At 41.9% G+C, this 20,885-nt stretch carries 23 protein-coding genes and 1 tRNA gene; 22 read left to right on the top strand and 2 right to left on the bottom strand.

From position 1 onward, the window contains the following. Positions 1 to 4: 4 nt before the first annotated feature. The 10 genes from hisA to LC036_RS07420 all read left to right on the top strand — a co-directional run bounded on the left by hisA (position 5) and on the right by LC036_RS07420 (position 8,658). Positions 5 to 736, top strand: coding sequence for a 1-(5-phosphoribosyl)-5-[(5-phosphoribosylamino)methylideneamino]imidazole-4-carboxamide isomerase (gene hisA / locus LC036_RS07465; protein WP_226580474.1), 732 nt, complete (start codon positions 5 to 7; stop codon positions 734 to 736). After that, positions 736 to 1,494: an imidazole glycerol phosphate synthase subunit HisF gene (gene hisF / locus LC036_RS07460; RefSeq protein WP_226580472.1), complete on the top strand. Its 759-nt coding sequence runs from the start codon at positions 736 to 738 to the stop codon at positions 1,492 to 1,494. The genes hisA and hisF overlap by 1 nt, the downstream gene beginning before the upstream one ends. After that, the gene (hisIE, locus tag LC036_RS07455) at positions 1,491 to 2,114 is read left to right on the top strand and encodes a bifunctional phosphoribosyl-AMP cyclohydrolase/phosphoribosyl-ATP diphosphatase HisIE (protein WP_226580469.1); all 624 of its coding nucleotides are present in this window, start codon (positions 1,491 to 1,493) and stop codon (positions 2,112 to 2,114) included. Before hisF ends, hisIE begins: the two co-directional genes overlap by 4 nt. A gap of 87 nt (positions 2,115 to 2,201) precedes the next feature. Next, entirely contained in the window at positions 2,202 to 3,215 is a 1,014-nt protein-coding gene (locus LC036_RS07450) for a tetratricopeptide repeat protein (protein ID WP_226580465.1), read from the top strand. 458 nt (positions 3,216 to 3,673) lie between these two features. Beyond that, positions 3,674 to 4,624, top strand: a complete 951-nt coding sequence (gene trxB / locus LC036_RS07445) for a thioredoxin-disulfide reductase (protein ID WP_226580463.1) — start codon at positions 3,674 to 3,676, stop codon at positions 4,622 to 4,624. A 336-nt stretch (positions 4,625 to 4,960) separates the two neighbouring features. Beyond that, positions 4,961 to 5,428: an 8-oxo-dGTP diphosphatase gene (locus LC036_RS07440; RefSeq protein ID WP_226580461.1), complete on the top strand. Its 468-nt coding sequence runs from the start codon at positions 4,961 to 4,963 to the stop codon at positions 5,426 to 5,428. Between the two features lie 16 nt (positions 5,429 to 5,444). Further along, on the top strand, positions 5,445 to 6,329 hold the full coding sequence (rapZ, locus tag LC036_RS07435) for an RNase adapter RapZ (RefSeq protein WP_226582445.1): 885 nt from the start codon (positions 5,445 to 5,447) through the stop codon (positions 6,327 to 6,329). Between the two features lie 3 nt (positions 6,330 to 6,332). Continuing rightward, entirely contained in the window at positions 6,333 to 7,286 is a 954-nt protein-coding gene (locus LC036_RS07430; protein WP_226580457.1) for a gluconeogenesis factor YvcK family protein, read from the top strand. A 34-nt stretch (positions 7,287 to 7,320) separates the two neighbouring features. Further along, entirely contained in the window at positions 7,321 to 8,277 is a 957-nt protein-coding gene (gene whiA / locus LC036_RS07425; RefSeq protein ID WP_226580455.1) for a DNA-binding protein WhiA, read from the top strand. A gap of 126 nt (positions 8,278 to 8,403) precedes the next feature. Continuing rightward, the gene (locus LC036_RS07420; RefSeq protein WP_226580452.1) at positions 8,404 to 8,658 is read left to right on the top strand and encodes an HPr family phosphocarrier protein; all 255 of its coding nucleotides are present in this window, start codon (positions 8,404 to 8,406) and stop codon (positions 8,656 to 8,658) included. Positions 8,659 to 8,741: 83 nt separating this feature from the next. Here the strand turns inward: LC036_RS07420 and clpP are convergent, their stop codons facing one another. Further along, positions 8,742 to 9,332 (bottom strand): ATP-dependent Clp endopeptidase proteolytic subunit ClpP, encoded by a 591-nt coding sequence (clpP, locus tag LC036_RS07415; protein WP_226580449.1) that lies wholly within the window; start codon positions 9,330 to 9,332, stop codon positions 8,742 to 8,744. A gap of 367 nt (positions 9,333 to 9,699) precedes the next feature. On the opposite strand from clpP, the gene LC036_RS07410 reads away from it, so the two are divergent. From LC036_RS07410 to LC036_RS07355, 12 genes are all read left to right on the top strand, one after another. After that, positions 9,700 to 9,775 (top strand) — tRNA-Arg (locus LC036_RS07410). Between the two features lie 252 nt (positions 9,776 to 10,027). Then, a complete protein-coding gene (locus LC036_RS07405) occupies positions 10,028 to 10,252 on the top strand; it encodes a hypothetical protein (protein ID WP_226580447.1) in 225 nt (74 codons plus the stop codon). A gap of 53 nt (positions 10,253 to 10,305) precedes the next feature. Continuing rightward, complete coding sequence (locus LC036_RS07400) at positions 10,306 to 10,536, top strand: glutaredoxin family protein (RefSeq protein WP_226580445.1); 231 nt, start codon at positions 10,306 to 10,308, stop codon at positions 10,534 to 10,536. A gap of 151 nt (positions 10,537 to 10,687) precedes the next feature. Beyond that, entirely contained in the window at positions 10,688 to 11,719 is a 1,032-nt protein-coding gene (locus LC036_RS07395; RefSeq protein ID WP_226580443.1) for a sugar-binding transcriptional regulator, read from the top strand. A 35-nt stretch (positions 11,720 to 11,754) separates the two neighbouring features. Further along, on the top strand, positions 11,755 to 12,762 hold the full coding sequence (gene gap / locus LC036_RS07390; protein ID WP_226580441.1) for a type I glyceraldehyde-3-phosphate dehydrogenase: 1,008 nt from the start codon (positions 11,755 to 11,757) through the stop codon (positions 12,760 to 12,762). Between the two features lie 180 nt (positions 12,763 to 12,942). Then, complete coding sequence (locus tag LC036_RS07385; protein WP_226580438.1) at positions 12,943 to 14,124, top strand: phosphoglycerate kinase; 1,182 nt, start codon at positions 12,943 to 12,945, stop codon at positions 14,122 to 14,124. 20 nt (positions 14,125 to 14,144) lie between these two features. Next, complete coding sequence (gene tpiA / locus LC036_RS07380; protein ID WP_226580435.1) at positions 14,145 to 14,906, top strand: triose-phosphate isomerase; 762 nt, start codon at positions 14,145 to 14,147, stop codon at positions 14,904 to 14,906. Then, on the top strand, positions 14,899 to 16,437 hold the full coding sequence (gene gpmI / locus LC036_RS07375) for a 2,3-bisphosphoglycerate-independent phosphoglycerate mutase (RefSeq protein ID WP_226580433.1): 1,539 nt from the start codon (positions 14,899 to 14,901) through the stop codon (positions 16,435 to 16,437). Before tpiA ends, gpmI begins: the two co-directional genes overlap by 8 nt. 14 nt (positions 16,438 to 16,451) lie before the next feature. Continuing rightward, on the top strand, positions 16,452 to 17,738 hold the full coding sequence (eno, locus tag LC036_RS07370; RefSeq protein ID WP_226580431.1) for a phosphopyruvate hydratase: 1,287 nt from the start codon (positions 16,452 to 16,454) through the stop codon (positions 17,736 to 17,738). A 174-nt stretch (positions 17,739 to 17,912) separates the two neighbouring features. After that, positions 17,913 to 18,497 (top strand): YdcF family protein, encoded by a 585-nt coding sequence (locus tag LC036_RS07365; RefSeq protein WP_226580428.1) that lies wholly within the window; start codon positions 17,913 to 17,915, stop codon positions 18,495 to 18,497. Between the two features lie 10 nt (positions 18,498 to 18,507). After that, positions 18,508 to 19,104, top strand: coding sequence for a nitroreductase family protein (locus LC036_RS07360; protein WP_226580425.1), 597 nt, complete (start codon positions 18,508 to 18,510; stop codon positions 19,102 to 19,104). A gap of 268 nt (positions 19,105 to 19,372) precedes the next feature. Continuing rightward, positions 19,373 to 20,668, top strand: coding sequence for an alpha/beta fold hydrolase (locus LC036_RS07355; protein ID WP_226580422.1), 1,296 nt, complete (start codon positions 19,373 to 19,375; stop codon positions 20,666 to 20,668). Positions 20,669 to 20,724: 56 nt separating this feature from the next. Here the strand turns inward: LC036_RS07355 and ytzI are convergent, their stop codons facing one another. Beyond that, positions 20,725 to 20,880, bottom strand: a complete 156-nt coding sequence (ytzI, locus tag LC036_RS07350; protein ID WP_226580419.1) for a YtzI protein — start codon at positions 20,878 to 20,880, stop codon at positions 20,725 to 20,727. Positions 20,881 to 20,885: the final 5 nt, after the last annotated feature.

Below are 20,885 nucleotides of genomic sequence, written 5' to 3'. Positions count from 1 at the left end.
AAAAATGACCTTTACCATTTACCCGGCCATAGATATGCGGGATGGCAAATGTGTACGCCTGGAACAAGGGGATTTTAATAAGGAAACGATTTATGGGGAGAATCCATTCGAAGTGGCGAAAGAATTTGCGGAAATGGGAGCTTCCTGGATTCATATGGTGGACCTTGATGGAGCCAAAGAAGGATCTAAGCAAAATGCTGAACACGTGCTGCGTGTCGCAAAAGAGTTAAACTGCCGCGTGCAGATCGGCGGCGGTATCCGCTCTGAAGAAGATGTGCTTTACTATTTAGAGCGAGGCGTTGACCGGGTAATTATTGGGTCACTTGCCGTTCGGGACGTTGAAACGACTAAGCAGCTGCTCGGAAAATATGGCGAGCGTATTGCCATAGGACTCGATGCTAGAGACGGGTATGTATCTACAGCTGGATGGCTGAAACAATCAGAGATCAAAGCCGTTGATTTAGGTAAGGAGTTAGCGGAAGCGGGCGCTGAGACATTCATCTATACAGACATTGCAAAAGATGGAATGCTGTCAGGACCGAATACAAAAGAAATTGTCCGCCTTGCACAGGACACGGGTGTGAATGTTATTGCATCCGGCGGAATTAAGGGATTGAATGATCTTGAAGAGTTAAAGCAGTATACCGGGGATCATGTGGTCGGTTCTATCGTAGGAAAAGCCCTGTATACAAATCAATTCACTTTAAAAGAAGCATTAGATCTGGAGGTGGAATGATGCTGTCAAAGAGAATCATTCCCTGTTTAGATGTTAAAGAGGGACGCGTGGTTAAAGGGATACAATTCGTTGATATCCGTGACGCGGGCGACCCTGTTGAATTGGCTAAGGTCTATGACGAACAAGGCGCTGATGAACTTGTATTCTTAGATATTTCTGCAAGCCACGAAGGTAAAAAGACAATGATCGATGTAGTCCGTGCCGTTGCATCAGAACTTGCCATTCCTTTCACTGTTGGAGGAGGTATCCGGTCTCTTGAAGATATTAAGGAGACGTTGAGAAACGGGGCAGATAAAGTTTCTCTTAATTCCTCTGCTGTGCAGCGCCCGGAGCTTATTGCCGAAGGGGCTGATTACTTTGGGAGTCAGTGTATCGTAGTGGCTGTTGATGCCCGGTTTGACGAGAAAGAAGGGGGTTGGCGCGTCTACACGCACGGTGGCCGTACACCAACCGAGTGGAAAGTGACAGATTGGGCAAAGGAAGCTGTTAAGCTTGGAGCGGGAGAGATTCTTCTTACTTCTATGAACAAAGATGGGGAAAAAACCGGATTTGATCTGCCATTATTACAAGCAGTACAAAACGTCGTTAATGTCCCTGTGATTGCCTCCGGTGGTGCAGGGTCAAGTGAGCATTTCTATGACGTATTCTCAAAAGTGGACGCTGATGCTGCATTGGCTGCTTCTATCTTTCACTATAAAGAAACCTCAATCGAAAATGTTAAAGCGTATCTGAAGGAAAAAGGAGTGCCTGTAAGATGAATACTAATGATATCAAGTTTGATGAGCAAGGCCTTGTACCAGCAATCGTTCAGGATGCACGTTCTAAAGAAGTTTTGACTCTGGCCTATATGAGTGAAGAGTCTTTGCAGAAGACCATGAAGGTTGGAGAGACTGTATTTTACAGCCGTTCTCGTCAAGAACTTTGGCACAAAGGGGAAACATCAGGAAACAGCCAAAAAGTAGAGGGCATTCGTTATGACTGCGATCAGGATGCTCTTCTCGTACAGGTGATTCCGAATGGACCTGCCTGTCATAAAGGAGACTATAGCTGTTTCACAGAATCTTTAACAGAGCAGGACAGCCGGCCAAAAGAAAACAGGTATCAAATTCTAGATGATCTGCAATCTGTATTAGCTGACCGTAAAGCTACATTACCTGAAGGATCTTATACATCTAAACTCTTTCAGGAAGGTGTGGACCGTATAGCTAAGAAGATTGGTGAAGAAGCAGGCGAAGTTATTATCGCCTCCAAGAATGATGATTCTGAAGAAATAGCTTTAGAATCAGCAGATCTTATGTTCCATTTGTTGATGATCCTCACCGATCGTGGAGTCCCATTCGATGATGTCCTTCAAGTATTAGAAAAGAGACATTCGTAACGGATTACATTTTCTCCTATTTCTAGGTCTTTATTTATGTTATACTGCATAATTAGTGAGATTTGAAACGGAAATAGGGGGACAGTCATGACCACATCAGTAAAAGAGACAGCAGCACAACAGGATACGAATATCATCCCATTTTTACCATCAGGAACATTTTACTTTACCCATGGGATACAGGCTTTCCAAAAGCGTCGTTTCAGTGCTGCCGTCAAGTGGCTGAAGAAAGCGATCGAAGCCTCTCCCGAAGAACCTTTGTACCAATGCCAGCTTTCGGTAGTATACACGGAAGTTGGCTCTTATCATGCAGCCAATCAGGTACTCACTGAGGTATTAGCTGACTTTGGTAAGGAATACGTCGATTGTTACTATTTGATGGCCAATAATTACGCTCATTTAGGCTTGCTCAGTGATGCTAAAAAATATGTAGATATATATCTTGAACAATCCGGTGATGGTGAGTTTGAAGAAGCGGCTAATCAGTTAAAGGAAATGCTCGATTCCCTTGAAGAAGACGATGACGAAGATGAATGGGCTTTTGAAGATGAAGATGAACTTCTTATTTATCAAGAAACTGCCTTTTATCATTTAGAACAGGAAGAATGGGATCAAGCTCTCAGTGTACTTCATGAAATGATGGACCTCTTCCCAGAATTTAAGATGGCCAAGCATAAATATGCCTACGCTCTTTTCATGAACGGGGATACAGATGAGGCAATCCAATTTGAGGAAGCAAATTTACAGCAGGATTCCGCGAACATTCACAGCCATGTTAATTTGGCAACCTTCCTACTCGAAGGGAAACGCACAGAAGAAGCCAATTTTCACATTGAACGCCTTCGCAATGTATTTCCAATGCATGAGCAGCAAAAACTAGCTGTAGCGGAAACATTAGCAAGGGCTGGACACTACAAAGAGGCAGTGGACCGCTTCAGGCAGCTTAAAGATAAACAGGTCGTAAGGCGAAGGGTCTATTATAAGTGGTACAGCATTTCCCTTTATCATACGGGGAACCCTTCTAAATCACTTCAGCTTTGGGAAAAAGGATGTAAGCAGTACCCTAAAATGGGGGAAGAAGACGGACCTTGGCAGAAATAATATCAGGCGTGGCTGAATCCCTCGAGGTCATAAGACAAACGTTTCCGTGAAAGAAGAGCACTTCACTGCAACGTTTGTCTTATGCTTGTCGAGGATGAACAAGCCGCTTCCACCTTTCTTTGTCTAGTTCCAGCCCCCAGGCACTCGAGACATAAGCAAACTCACTTTGTGGCAGAGACCGCCACGACGTGATTTTGCTTATGCAGTTCGTGCCTCCCATAGGGGCTTCCACTTTTCTTTAATGTCTAGTTGCAGCGGCTAGCCTCTCGAGGTCATAAGACAATCGTTTCCGTGAAAAAAGAGCACTTCACTGCAACGTTTGTCTTATGCTTGTCAAGGCTGAACAAGCCGCTTCCACTTTTCTTTAAGCACATTGATGGACGGTTTTCGTATGATTTACTATGATATGTACATGAAATACAACTGAGAGTATTGCAATCACAAGGAGTTGATAATAGATGAGTGAAGATCGTATTTATGATGTAATTATTGCAGGAGCGGGTCCTGCTGGTATGACAGCTGCCGTCTATACGTCCAGAGCTAATCTGGATACGCTTATGATTGAGCGGGGTATTCCTGGCGGGCAAATGGCGAATACCGAAGATGTTGAAAACTACCCAGGATTTGAAAGCATCTTAGGACCGGACCTTTCTAATAAAATGTTTGACCATGCGAAGAAATTCGGCGCTGAATATGCGTACGGCGATATCAAAGAAGTCATCGATGGGAAAGAGTACAAAACGGTTAAGGCTGGAAATAAAGAGTATAAAGCGCGGGCAGTCATTGTTACAACTGGTGCACAGTATAAAGAACTTGGCGTCCCTGGAGAAAAAGAGCTTGGCGGTAGAGGGGTATCTTACTGTGCTGTTTGTGACGGTGCATTCTTCCGTAATAAAGAGCTTGTCGTTGTAGGTGGCGGTGATTCTGCTGTTGAGGAAGGGGTATACCTTACTCGATTCGCAAGCAAAGTGACAATTGTTCACCGTCGGGATGAGCTTCGTGCTCAAAAAATCCTTCAAGACCGGGCGTTTGATAACGATAAGATCGACTTCATCTGGGATACGGTTGTGAAATCCATCAATGATAAAGATGGAAAAGTGGGCAGCGTTACCCTTCACAACAATAAGACAGGTCAAGAATATGAATTTGATACCAACGGTACTTTTATCTATATTGGTATGATCCCTTTAAGTACTCCATTCGAAAGCCTAGGCATTACAAATGAACAGGGGTATATTGAGACGGATGAAAATATGGAAACGAAAGTTCCGGGTGTTTTTGCCGCTGGAGACATTCGTGAGAAAGAACTAAGACAAATCGTGACAGCAACTGGAGATGGAAGTATTGCAGCTCAGTCTGCACAGCACTATATCGAGAATCTTCTAGAGGAATTAAAAGTCGTCAATTAAAAGAAATAACATTTTAACTTAGGTGTAACACATGTGAAATATTCTTTTGTTATGATGAAATTAATTAATTGACCCCCTTTTAATAGAATAATCTCTATGAGGCACAGGTGCTCGTCATCTGTGCCTTTTTTTGTCCATTTCCAGGTTCTTTCTATTTCCATCCGCTTCTTATAATTGGTGGGTTATTTACTATTTATGAAGGTGGAAATGAAAAGGGAGATCCACTGTAACGCTTGTTTTTATTTTCTTAAATGAAATCATAATATTGTAGCACCTTGTGTATTCATTGTATAATGGGTAAAGATGCCCTCTAGAAAGAAAATGAGGTGACAAAAAATGCAACGTGTAGCAAACTGTATTTTACGCACGGACGATTATGTATTAATGCTGAAAAAACCACGTAGAGGATGGTATGTTGCTCCAGGTGGAAAAATGGAAGCTGGAGAAAACATAAAAGATTCTGTTGTTCGAGAGTTTAAAGAAGAAACAGGGTTATCCATTGAGAATCCTGAATTAAGAGGGTCTTTCACTTTTGTTATGAGAGAAGAAGGAAAGACAGCTCAAGAATGGATGATGTTTACCTTTTTCACTACGTCTTACTCTGGAGATCTGTTAGAAGTCAGTGAAGAAGGCGAATTGGAATGGGTACCTGTTGATGAAGTACTTCAGAAACCGATGGCAGAGGGAGATCGGGAAATTTTCAAGCATATTTTAACCAGCGAAGGCCAACTTTATGGAACATTTGTATATACGACGGATTTTCGATTGATCGATCAGGATCTCGATCCGTCACGACCTGACTAATGGGGAGCGATTGATGATGCATGTAGATGCCAACAACACTCAGTTAGTGATCATCACAGGAATGTCAGGAGCAGGGAAAACCGTGGCTGTTCAAAGCTTTGAAGATCTCGGTTTTTTTTGTGTGGATAACTTACCTCCAGCCCTGCTTCCTAAATTTCTAGAGTTAATGAAAGACTCCAGCAACAATATTCAGAACGTAGCCTTAGTGATGGATTTGCGGGGGAGAGAATTTTTTGATGCATTATTTGATTCTTTAGACCACCTTGGCAAAGAAGAGTGGCTGCAGGAACATATTCTTTTCCTTGATGCCGAAGATCAGTCACTTGTATCCCGATATAAGGAAACGCGTCGTTCCCATCCGCTAGCTAAAGAAGGGCTTCCTTTGGATGGTATTCGAAAAGAGCGGAAAATGCTAGATGAATTAAGGGGCCGATCGCAGACCATTATTGATACGACATCACTAAAACCTAAGGAACTACGTGAGCGGATTATTGAGAATTATCGTCAGAAAGAACAGCAGGTTTTTTCTGTTCAGATGGTCTCTTTTGGCTTTAAATATGGCGTTCCTATAGATGCTGACCTAATGTTTGATGTCAGGTTCCTGCCTAATCCTCATTATGTGGAGCATATGCGTCCGCTAACCGGATTGAACACAGAGGTCTCTTCTTATGTATTTAAGTGGACGGATACACAAAAGTTCCTCGAAAAGCTGAAAGACCTGCTTCAATTTATGCTTCCACAGTATAAACGAGAAGGAAAAAGTCAGCTTGTTATTGCTGTTGGGTGTACGGGTGGTCAGCATCGCTCCGTAGCACTTGCTGAGCACTTATCGGAATATTTCTCTACAGATTATGTTACACACGTAACCCATAGAGACATTGATAAAAGAAAGGGTTTGTAACGAATGGAACAGAAGAGAAAACCGCGGGTTGCGGTTGTCGGCGGGGGGACGGGTATGCCTGTTCTCCTACGCGGGCTGAAAAATCTGCCGATCGAATTGTCTGCCATCGTTACAGTAGCTGATGACGGAGGAAGCTCAGGGAGGTTGCGGACAGAGATGGAAATACCAGCTCCAGGTGATATCCGTAATGTTGTCGCGGCCTTATCTGATGCTGAGCCTATGCTTTTAGACCTTTTTCAACATCGATTTGCAAATGGGAACGGTTTATCAGGCCATTCAATGGGAAATTTGCTGCTGGCCGCTATGGCTTCTATGACCGGTGATTTTTATAAGGGGATTAAAGAGATCTCCCGCGTATTGAATGTGCGTGGAGAAATCTATCCGATAGCAAATCACTCTATGAATCTGCACGCAGAAATGGAAGATGGGACAATTGTTACAGGGGAATCAAGTATCCCTAAACAAAATAAAAGGATTAAGAAGGTCTTCGTCAGCCCCACTCCTGTTCAACCTTTACCTGAGGCAGTCGAAGCCATTAAGTCAGCAGATTTAATAGTAATATCGCCCGGCAGTCTGTATACCAGTATTCTTCCTAACATTATTATTCCTGAGATTGGTCAGGCCTTACGAGAAACGAAAGCAGATGTGACTTACATTTGTAACGTGATGACACAGGAAGGGGAGACTTCAGGGTATACAGCTGCGGATCATATACAAGCGCTGTTTGATCATATTGGGAAAGACGTGATAAAGTCAGTTATTGTGCACAATAAGCCCATTGATCAAGGGGTTAGAAAAGCGTATGCAGAAGAAAACTCTGAACCAGTTATTTATGATATCGATCGAATTAAATCCATGGGGTTGAAAGTGATCGAAGAAGATATAATAGACCATAACAAGCCTATGCTGCGTCACGATACAGAAAAACTCGCTCGTTTATTGCATTCGATGCTGTAAACGCGTTTTTCTGTGAAAGAAGGGAGGGACACCTATGTCATTTGCATCAGAGATAAAAAAAGAGTTGACCAATGTGGAAGCAGAGACGTGCTGTATGGAGTCGGAATTGGCTGCCCTCGTACGTATGAACGGTACGTTTTCGTTGTCTAATCGTGAGTACATTCTGGATGTCCAGACCGAAAATGCGGCTATTGCACGTAGAATCTACACATTGATCAAAAAACTGTATCCCTATCCAGTTGAACTGCTTGTAAGAAAAAAGATGCGGTTAAAGAAAAACAACGTCTATATTGTTCGAATGGCGGAAAATGCTAAAACAGTTTTAGAAGATCTTGAGATATTACAGGGACCTCTGTCCATCAATCCAGAGATTCCGAAAAAATATTTGAATGATACATGTTGTAAACGCGCTTACTTGAGAGGGGCCTTTCTTGCCGGAGGATCTGTGAATAACCCGGAGACGTCTTCTTATCATCTTGAGATTTACTCTTCTGATGAGGAACACAACGAGGCGTTGTGTAAGCTCATGAACAGCTTCGGTCTGCATGCGCGCACGTTAAGCAGGAAAAAAGGGTACATCACTTATTTAAAAGAAGCGGACAAGATTACGGAATTGATTAGTAATATTGGTGCTCACCAGGCTCTCTTTAAATTTGAAGACGTACGTATTGTGAGGGATATGCGGAACTCAGTGAATCGTCTAGTCAACTGTGAAACAGCCAACTTAAATAAAACGATTGGTGCAGCATTCCGCCAAGTGGAAAATATCAAATTTATCAAACGGACCGTAGGCCTCGAGGCTCTCCCTGACAAGCTTCAGGAAATTGCGACGCTTAGACTGCAGCACCAGGAAGTTTCTTTAAAAGAACTCGGTGAATATGTATCCGGCGGCACAATAAGTAAATCAGGAATTAACCACCGCCTTCGTAAAATTGATGAATTTGCGGAAAAAGTGAAAAAAGGCGAAGTAACTGAAAAGTCTAGAAATTAATGTATCCCTAAAGGATTCATGCTATAATTAGATACAAATCATAACGCTTTCGTTAAGAGAGCGTTATTTTCCCTTTGCGTTGAATCCGCTTACAAAAATTAGGATATATTGAAAGGAGAATGATAAGTGATAGAAAGAATGGTGAAAATTGAACTTAACACGGGACTTCAAGCGCGTCCTGCTGCTCAATTTGTTCAGGAAGCAAATAAATTTACTGCCGATATTTTTATAGAAAAAGAAGAAAAGCGAGTGAATGCTAAAAGTATCATGGGTTTAATGAGTTTAGCGGTAGGAACGGATGAAGAAATTAAATTAATTGCAGATGGTACAGATGAAGAAGAAGCATTAAAGGTTCTTATTGATTTTGTACAGTCTTCTTAAACAAACATATGTGAAAGAATGAACGTTCTTTTAAAATAAAATAAAAAAATCCGCTGTGTAGAAATACAGCGGATTTTTACCGTTTAGCGGTCTGTTGTTTTTTCCATAACTTTGTCAATTAAGCCATAATCAACAGCTTCGTGCGCAGACATGAAATTATCACGATCCGTGTCACGCTCGATGACTTCCATTGGCTGACCAGTGCGCTCAGATAAGATTCTGTTAAGCTTCTCACGCATTTGAATGATACGTTTAGCGTGAATTTCGATATCAGAGGCCTGACCCTGAGTACCACCTAAAGGCTGGTGAATCATTACTTCACTGTTTGGAAGAGCGTAACGCTTCCCAGGTTCTCCTGCATTTAAAAGGAATGCTCCCATGGATGCAGCCATACCAGTACAAATGGTAGAAACATTTGGTTTAATAAATTGCATTGTGTCATAGATGGCCATACCAGCTGTGATGGAACCACCTGGAGAGTTGATGTATAAAGAAATATCTTTTTCAGGATCGTCAGCAGCTAAGAATAGCAATTGAGCGACAACAGAGTTTGAGATGTTGTCATCAATAGGGCTGCCCAGCATAATGATACGATCTTTAAGTAGGCGGGAATAAATGTCATATGCGCGCTCTCCGCGGTTCGTTTGTTCAATAACTGTAGGGACTAAGTTCATTTTAAGTTCCTCCTTAACATCAAATTAATATGATGGAATACATTAATCATACCTTTAAGGTCAGTGAAGGTCAAACAAAAACGATCGACCTTTTTCTTGCTGAAAGAGGGTAAGATTAAAGTGTGATGTATAATTACTTTGTGCTGATTCCTTTTACCATCATACCCTTTTATTACCTATATAAACGTTCGAATAAAAATCTATTGAAACAACTTTTATTTTACGTTAAGAGATAGGTGCATGGGGTATTAGGGCTGAAGATTTCTGTCACACCTCATCAAAGCAAGAACAATCTTTCTAATTGATGAGAAAAAGGGGTTGCGTTTAATCAATAATTTCATTATAATATTATTTGCATGTCGCTTATGCGCCTGTAGCTCAGTTGGATAGAGCGGTAGATTCCGGTTCTACGTCAGTCGGGGGTTCGAATCCTCTCAGGCGCGCTAACTTTAGATAGGGCTTCCAAATGGAAGCCCTATCTTTTTACGTTCTGATTATTATTGTGATATAATAAAAACAATGAAGTGGACGAGGCATAGAGTATATAACACGTTTGTTTAGCAAATGTTGAACAATGATGATACGAGTCTTAACGAGCTTTTGTTATATCACTGCAGTTTGTTATAGCAGGCATTTATGTTATTATATAGATATGTAAAGTCAGACTTTTCGCTTTGTTTAGAAAAGGGGTATCCATGACAAACCTAATCCGTTATAAAATGTTGTCGACCGAGGAAGTGTCAGAAGACAGGCGGATTCATGTGTTCGATATGCAGCAGCAACAAAAGTTGTCCTTCAACTATGAATCGTTGAAGCGAACGCCGGAAAACTATGTAGGCGAAGAGTTATCGGATTTTTTGCAGAAACGGAAATTGAAAATCGATAATGGTTTTTATGATAAAAAAGGGCATGCTTCCTAAAGTGTGTTCTTTTTTTATTAGGACGAAGATGTGAACAATTCATTGAGAGGTGGGTGGTTGACTTGAACTCTCTTATCTTATACTCCAAAAAAACGTGTCCCCTTTGTGATGAAGTCAGGGATCTGGTTTCTTTATTCCATGTGGAGCTGAAGGAAGTAAATATAGAGGATGATCCGTATTTACATCAGAAATACATGTTTGAGATTCCAGTGCTTAAAATTGGAAATGAAGAATTGGATTACCGCCAGATTAATTATTTCGAGTTAGAAAAGCGCTTACAATAAAAAACGTGTCGTTTTGCGCTTGCGCGGGGGCATCCCCACTGTTACTATTAGAGGTGAAATGAGATATTTTTTTGCTCCGAGCGGGACATAATATGACTGGCTGGGACATAATGCATCCCGGTTGGTATCATTTCAAAGAAGGGGCTTTTCCATGAGAGCGTTCATCGACTTACAAAAAAAATTATTCCCTGATGTACTGGACGTTATACAGCGCCGTTATCAGCTGTTGTATTCCATCCAGATCATGCAGCCTGTCGGACGGAGAGCGTTAGCTGAAAATGTTGAGCTTGCTGAACGAACGGTGCGCAGTGAGGTGGATTTTCTAAATAAGCAAGGGGCTGTTGAGATTACTTCAAGAGGTATGCACTTGAGTTATGAAGGGCAAAACATACTTGAACAGCTGGCTGAGTTTATTAAAGAGGTTTCAGGCATCAAGGTTTTAGAACAGCAATTAAAGGATAAATTAAATTTAGACTATGTCGTTGTTGTTCCTGGTGATAGTGATGAGCTCAATTGGGTAAAACAAGAAATGGGAAAAGCTTGTGTCCAATATTTGAAAGAACATATGGTTTCAAATGAAGTCATTGCCATTACTGGAGGTACAACGATGGCATCAGTAGCACAAATGATGACACCGTTGAAGGGCTCTGATGAATGTCTGTTTGTTCCCGCACGTGGAGGTTTGGGAGAAAGAGTAGAAAACCAAGCCAATACGATATGCGCAGAAATGGCAAAAAAAGCGAAGGGTGATTATCGTCTTTTGTATGTACCCGATCCATTAAGTGAGGAATCATACCAGACGATAAAAGAGGAACCGTCCATTAAGGAAATCCTGGATACCATTCGTCACTCAGAATTCGTTATTCACGGTGTCGGTGATGCTTTAACGATGGCTGAGAGAAGAAAAACATCATTGGAACAACTGGAGTTAATCAAACAGCAGAAAGCTGTAGGCGAAGCGTTTGGTTACTACTTCAACAGAGAAGGTGAAGTGGTTCATAAGGTTCGTACAGTTGGTCTTCAATTAGAGGATCTTAAACGGGCGAAACATGTGATTGCTGTTGCCGGAGGCCGCTCGAAAGCAGAAGCTATTGCATCTTATTTCCAACCAGGACAAAGCAATGTCCTGATCACCGATGAAGGTGCTGCAAAAGAGTTAATAAGGGGATTTTCTTCCCTTTAAATAAATTGATTTAATCATCCAAGGAGGAATTTAGCATGACAGTAAGAATTGGTATTAATGGTTTTGGACGTATTGGACGTAACGTATTCCGCGCTGCTCTAAACAACAACGACGTAGAGGTTGTAGCGGTTAACGACTTAACTGATGCAAACATGCTTGCACACCTACTACAATACGATACTGTACACGGTACACTTCCAGAAGAAGTTACAACAAATGGTGACAACCTGATTGTTGGCGGCAAAGAAATTAAAGTACTTTCTGAAAAAGATCCAGCACAACTTGGCTGGGGCGATCTTGGCGTGGATATCGTTATCGAATCTACCGGCCGTTTCACTCAGCGTGACGATGCTCAGAAACACTTGGATGCAGGTGCTAAGAAAGTTGTTATCTCTGCACCAGCAAAACAAGAAGACCTTACAGTTGTAATGGGTGTTAACGAAGATCAGTATGACAAAGATTCTCACCACGTTATTTCTAACGCTTCTTGTACAACTAACTGCCTGGCTCCATATGCTAAGATCCTTGATGAGAAGTTCGGTCTTAAGCGCGGTATGATGACAACTGTTCACTCTTACACAAACGACCAGCAGATCCTTGATCTTCCACACAAAGATTACCGTCGTGCGCGTGCAGCTGCTCAAAACATTATTCCTACAACAACTGGTGCAGCTCAAGCCGTTGCTAAAGTACTTCCAACCCTTGATGGCAAGTTGAGCGGTATGGCTATGCGTGTTCCAACTGCGAACGTTTCTATCGTTGACTTCGTTGCTGAACTTGACAAGGATGTAACAGCTGAAGAAGTAAACGAAGCGCTTAAAGCAGAAGCTGAAGGAAAACTTAAAGGAATCCTTGGTTACAGCGACGAGCCTCTTGTATCTACTGACTACAACGGTAATACAAACTCTTCTATCATCGATGGTCTTTCTACACTTACTCTTGAAAACAACATGGTTAAAGTTGTTTCTTGGTACGACAACGAAACTGGTTACTCCAACCGTTGTGTAGACTTGGCTGTATACCTTAAAAACCAAGGCTTGTAATATCTGAGGCCTAATTGAAAATACTAGGAAAAAGCAGGTAAGGAGGAGGTCTCATGTCCTCCTCCTTTATCCTTGTTTTTTTCGTTTCCTGCTTAACGGCGTTTCCTCATGCTATGTGTGTGGAAACGTACATAAGGGCAGGTATTCACCCTGACCACAAACCAAGGAGGTTGTCATTCTATGAATAAGAAAACGATTCGTGATGTTGAAGTGAATGGTCAAACGGTATTCTGCCGTGTCGACTTTAACGTACCGATGAGCGACGGAAAGGTAACTGATGACACTAGAATAAAAGCTGCCCTTCCTACAATTAAGCACTTAACTGGAAATGGAGCTAAGGTTATTCTTGCCAGTCACCTTGGTCGTCCTAAAGGAGAGGTTGTTCAAGAACTTCGTTTAGATCCTGTAGCTGACCGTTTAAGCGATCTTTTAGGCCAGACAGTTACAAAGACGGATGAAGTATACGGAAGCGAAGTGAATAAAGCTATTTCCGAAATGAACAATGGCGATGTTCTCCTTATTGAAAACGTACGCTTCAACCCAGGCGAAGAAAAGAATGATGCAGAGCTGGCGAAGGCTTTCGCTGATATGGCTGACCTCTACGTAAATGATGCGTTTGGAGCCGCACACCGTGCACATGCTTCAACAGCTGGTGTAGCAGAACATATTCCTGCTGTTGCCGGTTTCTTGATGGAGAAAGAAATTAACGTTTTGGGTAAAGCATTATCTAACCCGGACCGCCCGTTCACAGCGATTATTGGTGGTGCGAAAGTTAAAGATAAAATCGGTGTGATCGACAACCTGATTGATAAAGTTGATAACTTAATTATCGGTGGAGGTCTTGCTTACACATTTGTGAAAGCTCTGGGCCACGAAATAGGCAAATCCTTACTTGAAGAAGATAAGATTGATCTTGCCAAAGAATATATGAAAAAAGCAGAAGAAAAAGGCGTGAACTTCTTGATGCCAGAAGACGTAGTCGTTGCAGATGACTTCTCTGATTCTGCGAATAAAGAAGAAGTGAGCATTGACAGCATTCCTGCTGACTGGGAAGCGCTTGATATTGGTCCGAAAACAAGAGAGAAATATGCCCAAGTAATCAAAGACTCTAAGCTGATTATCTGGAACGGCCCAATGGGTGTATTCGAAATTGAATCATTTGCTAACGGTACAAAAGCAGTAGCTAGTGCTCTATCAGAAACAGAAGGCTACAGTGTTATCGGAGGCGGAGACTCAGCAGCAGCTGTTGAGAAATTTGGTTATGCCAATGATATGAATCACGTATCTACTGGTGGCGGAGCATCTCTTGAATTTATGGAAGGAAAAGAACTTCCAGGAGTAGCTCTACTAAACGATAAATAAAAAGGAGAGGTGAAGCAGACATGCGTAAACAAGTGATTGCAGGAAACTGGAAAATGAATAAAACTCACCGTGAAGCGGAAGATTTCATTCAAACAGCTAAAAACGAGGTACCTTCAAGTGAACAGGTTGAATCCATCGTTTGTGCTCCGTTTCCTTTCCTACAGAAATTAGTGGAAGAAACAGAAGGTACAAGCTTGAAAATTGGTGCACAAAACATGCACTTTGAAGAAAGTGGAGCATTCACTGGTGAAGTAAGCCCGGTTATGTTGAAAGAGCTAGGCGTCACATACGTTGTTCTTGGCCACTCCGAGCGTCGTGAAATCTTTAAAGAAACAGATGAAGACGTAAATAAGAAAGTCCACGCAGCTTTTAACCACGGTTTGACTCCTATCATTTGTGTTGGTGAATCTTTAGAGCAGCGTGAATCCAACCAAACCATGGACGTTGTTGAAACGCAGGTGAAAAAAGCACTGGATGGTTTAACAAATGAACAGTGCGCAGAAACTATCATTGCATATGAGCCGATCTGGGCAATTGGAACAGGTCGTACAGCGACTTCTGAACAGGCAAACGAAGTTTGTACTCATATCCGCAAAGTGGTTAGTGAATATGTAAATGAAGATGCAGCAGAAGCGGTACGTATTCAATACGGAGGCAGTGTTAAACCTGCAAACGTAGATGAACTTCTTTCACAGTCCGACATTGATGGTGCTCTTGTAGGTGGAGCGAGCTTAGAAGCAGACTCTTTCCTAAAACTTGTGGAGGCAGGTAAGCATGAGTAATCAAAACTTAGCCGCCTTAATTATTCTTGACGGATATGCTATTCGTGAAGAAGAAAAAGGGAACGCCGTTAAGCAAGCGAACACACCAAACTTTGATCGTTTCTGGAATGAATTCCCACACTCTCAATTAACGGCTTGTGGGGAAGCAGTCGGACTTCCTGAAGGTCAAATGGGGAATTCAGAGGTTGGTCACCTGAATATCGGGGCAGGCCGCGTCGTGTATCAAAGTTTGACTAGAATTAACCTTTCCATTCGTGAAGGGGATTTCTTTGAAAACGAAGTACTCTTAAAAGCTGTGCACCATGCTAAAGAGAACAATAAAGCTCTTCACATCTTCGGCCTTCTTTCTGACGGCGGCATTCACAGCCATATCAATCATATGATTGCAACATTGAAGCTTGCTAAACAAGAAGGGGTGGAGAAAGTATTCATTCATGCCTTTTTGGATGGCCGTGATGTTGGTCAGCAATCAGCTAAAACTTATGTAAAACAAACGCAGGAAGCGATTGAGGAAATTGGGATAGGTCAAATTGCCACTCTTTCCGGCCGGTACTATGCTATGGACCGCGACAATCGCTGGGAGCGGGTTCAAAAAGCTTACGATGCGATTGCATATGGCAAAGGACCCACTTACAAGGATCCAATCAAAGCTATTGAAGATTCTTATGAACAGGAAGTCTACGATGAATTCGTAGAGCCAGTGGTTCTTACTGATGACGATGGTAATCCTGTCGGTACAGTGGAAGACGAAGAAAGCATCATTTTCTTCAACTTCCGTCCAGACCGTGCGATTCAGCTTTCCCGTACGTTTGCTAACGATGACTTTGATGGATATGATCGTGGTGAAGAAGCACCGAAAAATCTTCACTTCGTTGGTATGACACAATATAGTGATCAGGTTAGAAGTAAGATTGCTTTTCCTCCAAACGATTTAAAGAACACGGTTGGAGAAGTGTTAGAAACAAACAAGATGAAGCAGCTTCGTATTGCTGAAACAGAAAAATACCCGCACGTTACTTTCTTTATGAGTGGTGGACGTGAAAAGGAATTTGAAGGGGAAGAGCGCATCCTCATCGATTCTCCTAAAGTCGCTACTTATGACCAAAAGCCTGAGATGAGTGCTTATGAAGTAACAGACGCTCTCTTAAATGCGTTGGATGAAGACAAACACAATGCCATCATCTTAAACTTCGCAAATCCAGATATGGTCGGTCACTCAGGTATGCTTGAACCGACAATTAAAGCGATTGAAGCTGTAGATGAGTGCTTAGGTAAAATTGTGGACAAAATTCATGAAAAGGGCGGACACGCCATTATTACAGCGGACCATGGAAATTCTGATGAGGTGACGACCTTAGACGGAGATGCCATGACTGCCCATACGACAAATCCGGTTCCCGTGATTGTCACTCAAGAAGGTGTAGAACTTCGTGAAGGCGGCATTTTAGGTGACCTTTCACCAACACTTCTTGAATTATTAAACGTTGAACAACCTGAAGAAATGACAGGAAAATCTTTAATTAAAAAATAAGGGAGAGATATTCAATGCCATACATTACTGATGTTTATGCACGTGAAGTCCTTGACTCTCGTGGTAACCCAACTGTTGAAGTTGAAGTATATACAGAATCCGGAGCGTTCGGTACAGCACTTGTTCCTAGTGGAGCTTCTACTGGTGAGTATGAAGCTGTAGAATTACGTGATGGTGATAAAGAGCGTTACCTTGGTAAAGGCGTTCAAACAGCCGTTGATAACGTAAACGAAAAAATTGCTCCAAACCTACTAGGTATGGATGTTACGCAGCAAGTAATCATTGATCAAATGATGAGAGAACTTGACGGTACAGAAAACAAAGGAAACCTGGGTGCTAACGCAATTCTTGGTGTTTCCATGGCTGTTGCTCACGCAGCTGCTGACGTTGTAGGTCTTCCACTTTATAAATACCTGGGTGGATTCACTGCAGCAACGCTTCCAACTCCAATGATGAACATCCTTAACGGTGGAGAGCACGCTGATAATAACGTAGATATTCAAGAATTCATGATTATGCCAGTAGGCGCACCAACATTCAAAGAAGCACTACGTATGGGCGCAGAGATCTTCCACTCTCTTAAAAAAGTACTTGGTAGCAAAGGATACAACACTGGTGTAGGTGATGAAGGTGGATTTGCTCCTGACTTAGGTTCTAACGAAGAAGCTCTATCTACAATTATCGAAGCCATTGAAGCTGCTGGTTACAAGCCGGATGCAGAAGTTAAGCTTGCAATGGATGTTGCTTCTTCTGAAATTTATGAAGATGGCAAGTATAACCTTAAAGGTGAAGGTGTTGTCCGCACATCTGAAGAAATGGTTGACTGGTATGAAGAGCTTGTTAACAAGTATCCAATTGTTTCTATTGAAGATGGTCTTGATGAGAACGACTGGGAAGGTACTAAGCTTCTAACAGATCGTATCGGTGACCGTGTCCAGCTTGTTGGTGACGACTTGTTCGTTACAAACACTGAGAAACTAGGCCGTGCCATTGAAGAAGGCGTAGGAAACTCTATTCTTATTAAAGTGAACCAAATTGGTACGCTTACAGAAACTTTCGAAGCTATTGAAATGGCGAAGCGTGCAGGTTACACAGCTGTCATCTCCCACCGTTCTGGTGAGACAGAAGACGCGACAATCGCTGACATTGCTGTTGCAACAAACGCTGGTCAAATTAAAACAGGTGCTCCATCTCGTACCGACCGTGTAGCGAAGTACAACCAGCTTCTTCGTATTGAAGACCAGCTGCTTGGAACTGCGACATATGCAGGCGAGAAAGCATTCTACAACTTAAATAAATAAGAAATAACGACTGTATGAAGTCGTACAAACCTTTTATTAAATCTCTAAGTTCATAACTTTTATGCTTAAGATGATTTAAAAAAATGAAAAGATTGAGCCTCTCTAGTTATTTAGAGAGGCTTTTTTCTATGATATGATGTAGACATACCATCATAATTAGGAGAACGAACATAGATGAAGAAATTCATAAAAATACTGCTGTTAATCTGCCTGATCTATGGAATTTATAGTGGGTATACAGTCTGGACCTTTGGGGAAGAGCAGGAAATTCCCAAGGCGGATGCGGCTATTGTGTTAGGGGCTGCTCAATGGAATGGAAAGCCCAGTCCAGTATTTGAAGGGCGGTTAAAGCAGGGAATTGAACTGTATAAAGATGGTGTTGTGGATTACTTAATATTCACCGGTGGAATGAGTGAAAATGCGGTATCGTCAGAGGCGGAAGTGGGCAGGATCTATGCTATTGAAAAAGGCGTACCGAAAGAAGACATCTTTTATGAAGATCGTTCACAGGTGACAGAAGAGAATTTAATTAATGCCAAGGAAGTGACTACTCAGCAGGGAATTGACTCCTATCTCATAGTGAGCGATCGTTTCCATTTAAAGAGAGCGGTAGCTATGGCGGAGAATCAGGGGATGAATGTACAGGGTGTACCTACAAAATATTCAGCCTACCAATCATTAGAAACAAAGCTTCCTTTTTTCTTTAAAGAATGGGCTTATTGTATGGGGCACCATGCAGCAAAGTTGATGATTTTATGAGGTGAATGCTATGGATTTGATGGAAGCGATAACCCAACGCCGCTCTATCCATGAATATAAGCCGGAAAATGTAGAAGGTGATTTGTTAGAGGAGATATTCAACCTTGCTACATTGGCTCCTACTCATCGTATGAAGCAGGCATGGAACATCCTTTTATATCAAGCTGACGGGAAAGAAGATTACTCCAAAGCCGTGCTGGACAGTTATCATAGAAAAGGTTTCTTCACAGGCTATGAGTTGGAGAAAAGAGAACAGCTGGAAGAAGGAATCCGTGAATTTCTACTACATATCCCTCACCATGCGCTTATTTATATGGAGAGAGATGAAGATGAGAGGAAGTATGAGGAGGATTATGCATCGGTATGTGCCTATATTCAGAATGTACAGCTGCTTGCTTGGGAAGCAGGTGTAGGGGTATTGTGGACGACGAGTCCTTATCTCCATGACCCACAGTTCTCATGGGATATCGGATTAGATCCTTCAAAATTTAAACTTGTGTCTGTGCTGCAGATAGGCTATCCCAAGCGCATTCCCAATCCTAAAAAACGGACTCCTATAAAAAGTAAGTTAAAAGTCATTGATACCAGCCAAAAAGCTGACGTTTAGTAAACGTCAGCTTTTTATGTTGGAATGAGAAAAGCAAGTAGTTTTAAGAACCATCGTAAACTCTTCTGCAGTTTACGATGGTTCTTGTGATTTTAAGTATAACCCCTAACGCCTACCCCGTTCTTTCCTTCGACCTAAAATAACAACACAAATATGAATAAGTATAAAACTTAACAATGGAATTTTTTTCTAATTTAGTGTATGCTCAAAAATAGATAGAATATTGTGTCATTTTGTGTGTTTATCTTAAAGTAAGGGGATGGTAGAAATGCGTCAACGTATAACCATATGTCTGTTAGTCTTTCTGCTTGTAATGATGACCGCTGCCGGGACAACCTTTGCCAATAAGAAAGCGCAGTACTTTGTAGATAAGGATCAGCTTCCGTTCGATGCGTTAGAAGGAATCGAAACCGAACGATTATGGGGCGTACATAACGGAGCCGGCTATAGAATAGAAGTGCCGGAGAATTGGAATGGTGATTTAGTTCTCTACTCTCATGGATATCGTAGTGAGGAAACAAAAGCGCTCACTGTGAATAATCCTTCTAACTTAAGAAGATACCTTCTCGAAGCAGGATATGCTTGGGCCGCGTCCAGTTACAGTAAAAATGGGTATGAGGTCAAACAGGGTGTTAAAGATACTCATGCACTTGGTCAATTTTTTAATGGGAAAATAGGGCAGGCAGATCATACGTATGTGGTGGGCCATTCAATGGGGGGGCATATTACAGGAGTGCTGGCTGAACAATATCAAAATGCTTATGATGGAGCCATGCCAATGTGCGGGGTTATGGGAGATAATGAACTTTTCGATTTTTTTACAGATTACAATCTTGCAGCTCAGGCATTAGCTGATGTGCCTGTGGAATTTCCTGCTCCAGAGAATTATCAAACAAGTATCGTTCCTGAGATTAAAGAAACACTGGGATTAAATACAACACTGACGGATGAGGGGGAGAAGCTTCGTAAATTGACCATGTATTTGTCTGGGGGAGAACGGCCACTTTTTGACCAGGCATTCAATATTTGGCAGGATTTCCTTTTTACACTCTATCGTGAAGATCCTTCTTACGGAACACCTGGAAACCTAATTAATAATACAGATTCCATCTATCAATTAGATGCAGCTCCAGAGTTGTCCGAAGAAGAGCAGAATCTAGCTGAGTTAATTCCGGACATTACATCAGATCCTCAGGCACGAAGTGGAAACGGTCTGGCGAAAATCCCGCAGCTGTCCGGTGATATTAATGTTCCTGTTATAACTCTTCATACGATCGGTGATTTATTTGTTCCTTTTTCAATGGAACAGTTATATGCTCAAAGAGTAGAGGCAAGTGGGAAAGAAGATATGCTTGTCAGCCGGGCTATACGAGCTACCGGTCACTGTGAATTCACACCGGAGGAAGAGACGGATGGATTCACTGCTCTCATCGACTGGGTTAAAGAAGGTGAAAAACCGGAGGGGGATCAGATTTTAAATCCTGATATAGTCAACAACAGAGATTTTGGTATAACATTTACTTCTCCCTTACGAGGGTATGACCCTTTAAGTGGTGGTAACTAACCATTTACTTGCAGCCTCCTAATGAAAAAGACAAAAAAGAAAAAGCCGACGACCATCTAGTCGTCAGCTTTTTCTTTTTTTATGTGATCCTCATCAGGTAAAGGATCGACGGTGTGATTGTATTCGTAACCTTTATGAACAGCCATACCGAACAATGCAGCTATCCCTAGGACAATGCTGATACAGACGATCATAATAATTGTAAATGTCATAGCGG

This window comes from Halobacillus litoralis (assembly GCF_020524025.1).
In the GTDB taxonomy this organism is placed as follows: domain Bacteria; phylum Bacillota; class Bacilli; order Bacillales; family Halobacillaceae; genus Halobacillus; species Halobacillus litoralis_D.
Note: the sequence above shows the minus strand (reverse complement) of the source record. Positions and strands in the feature narration are given on the sequence as shown.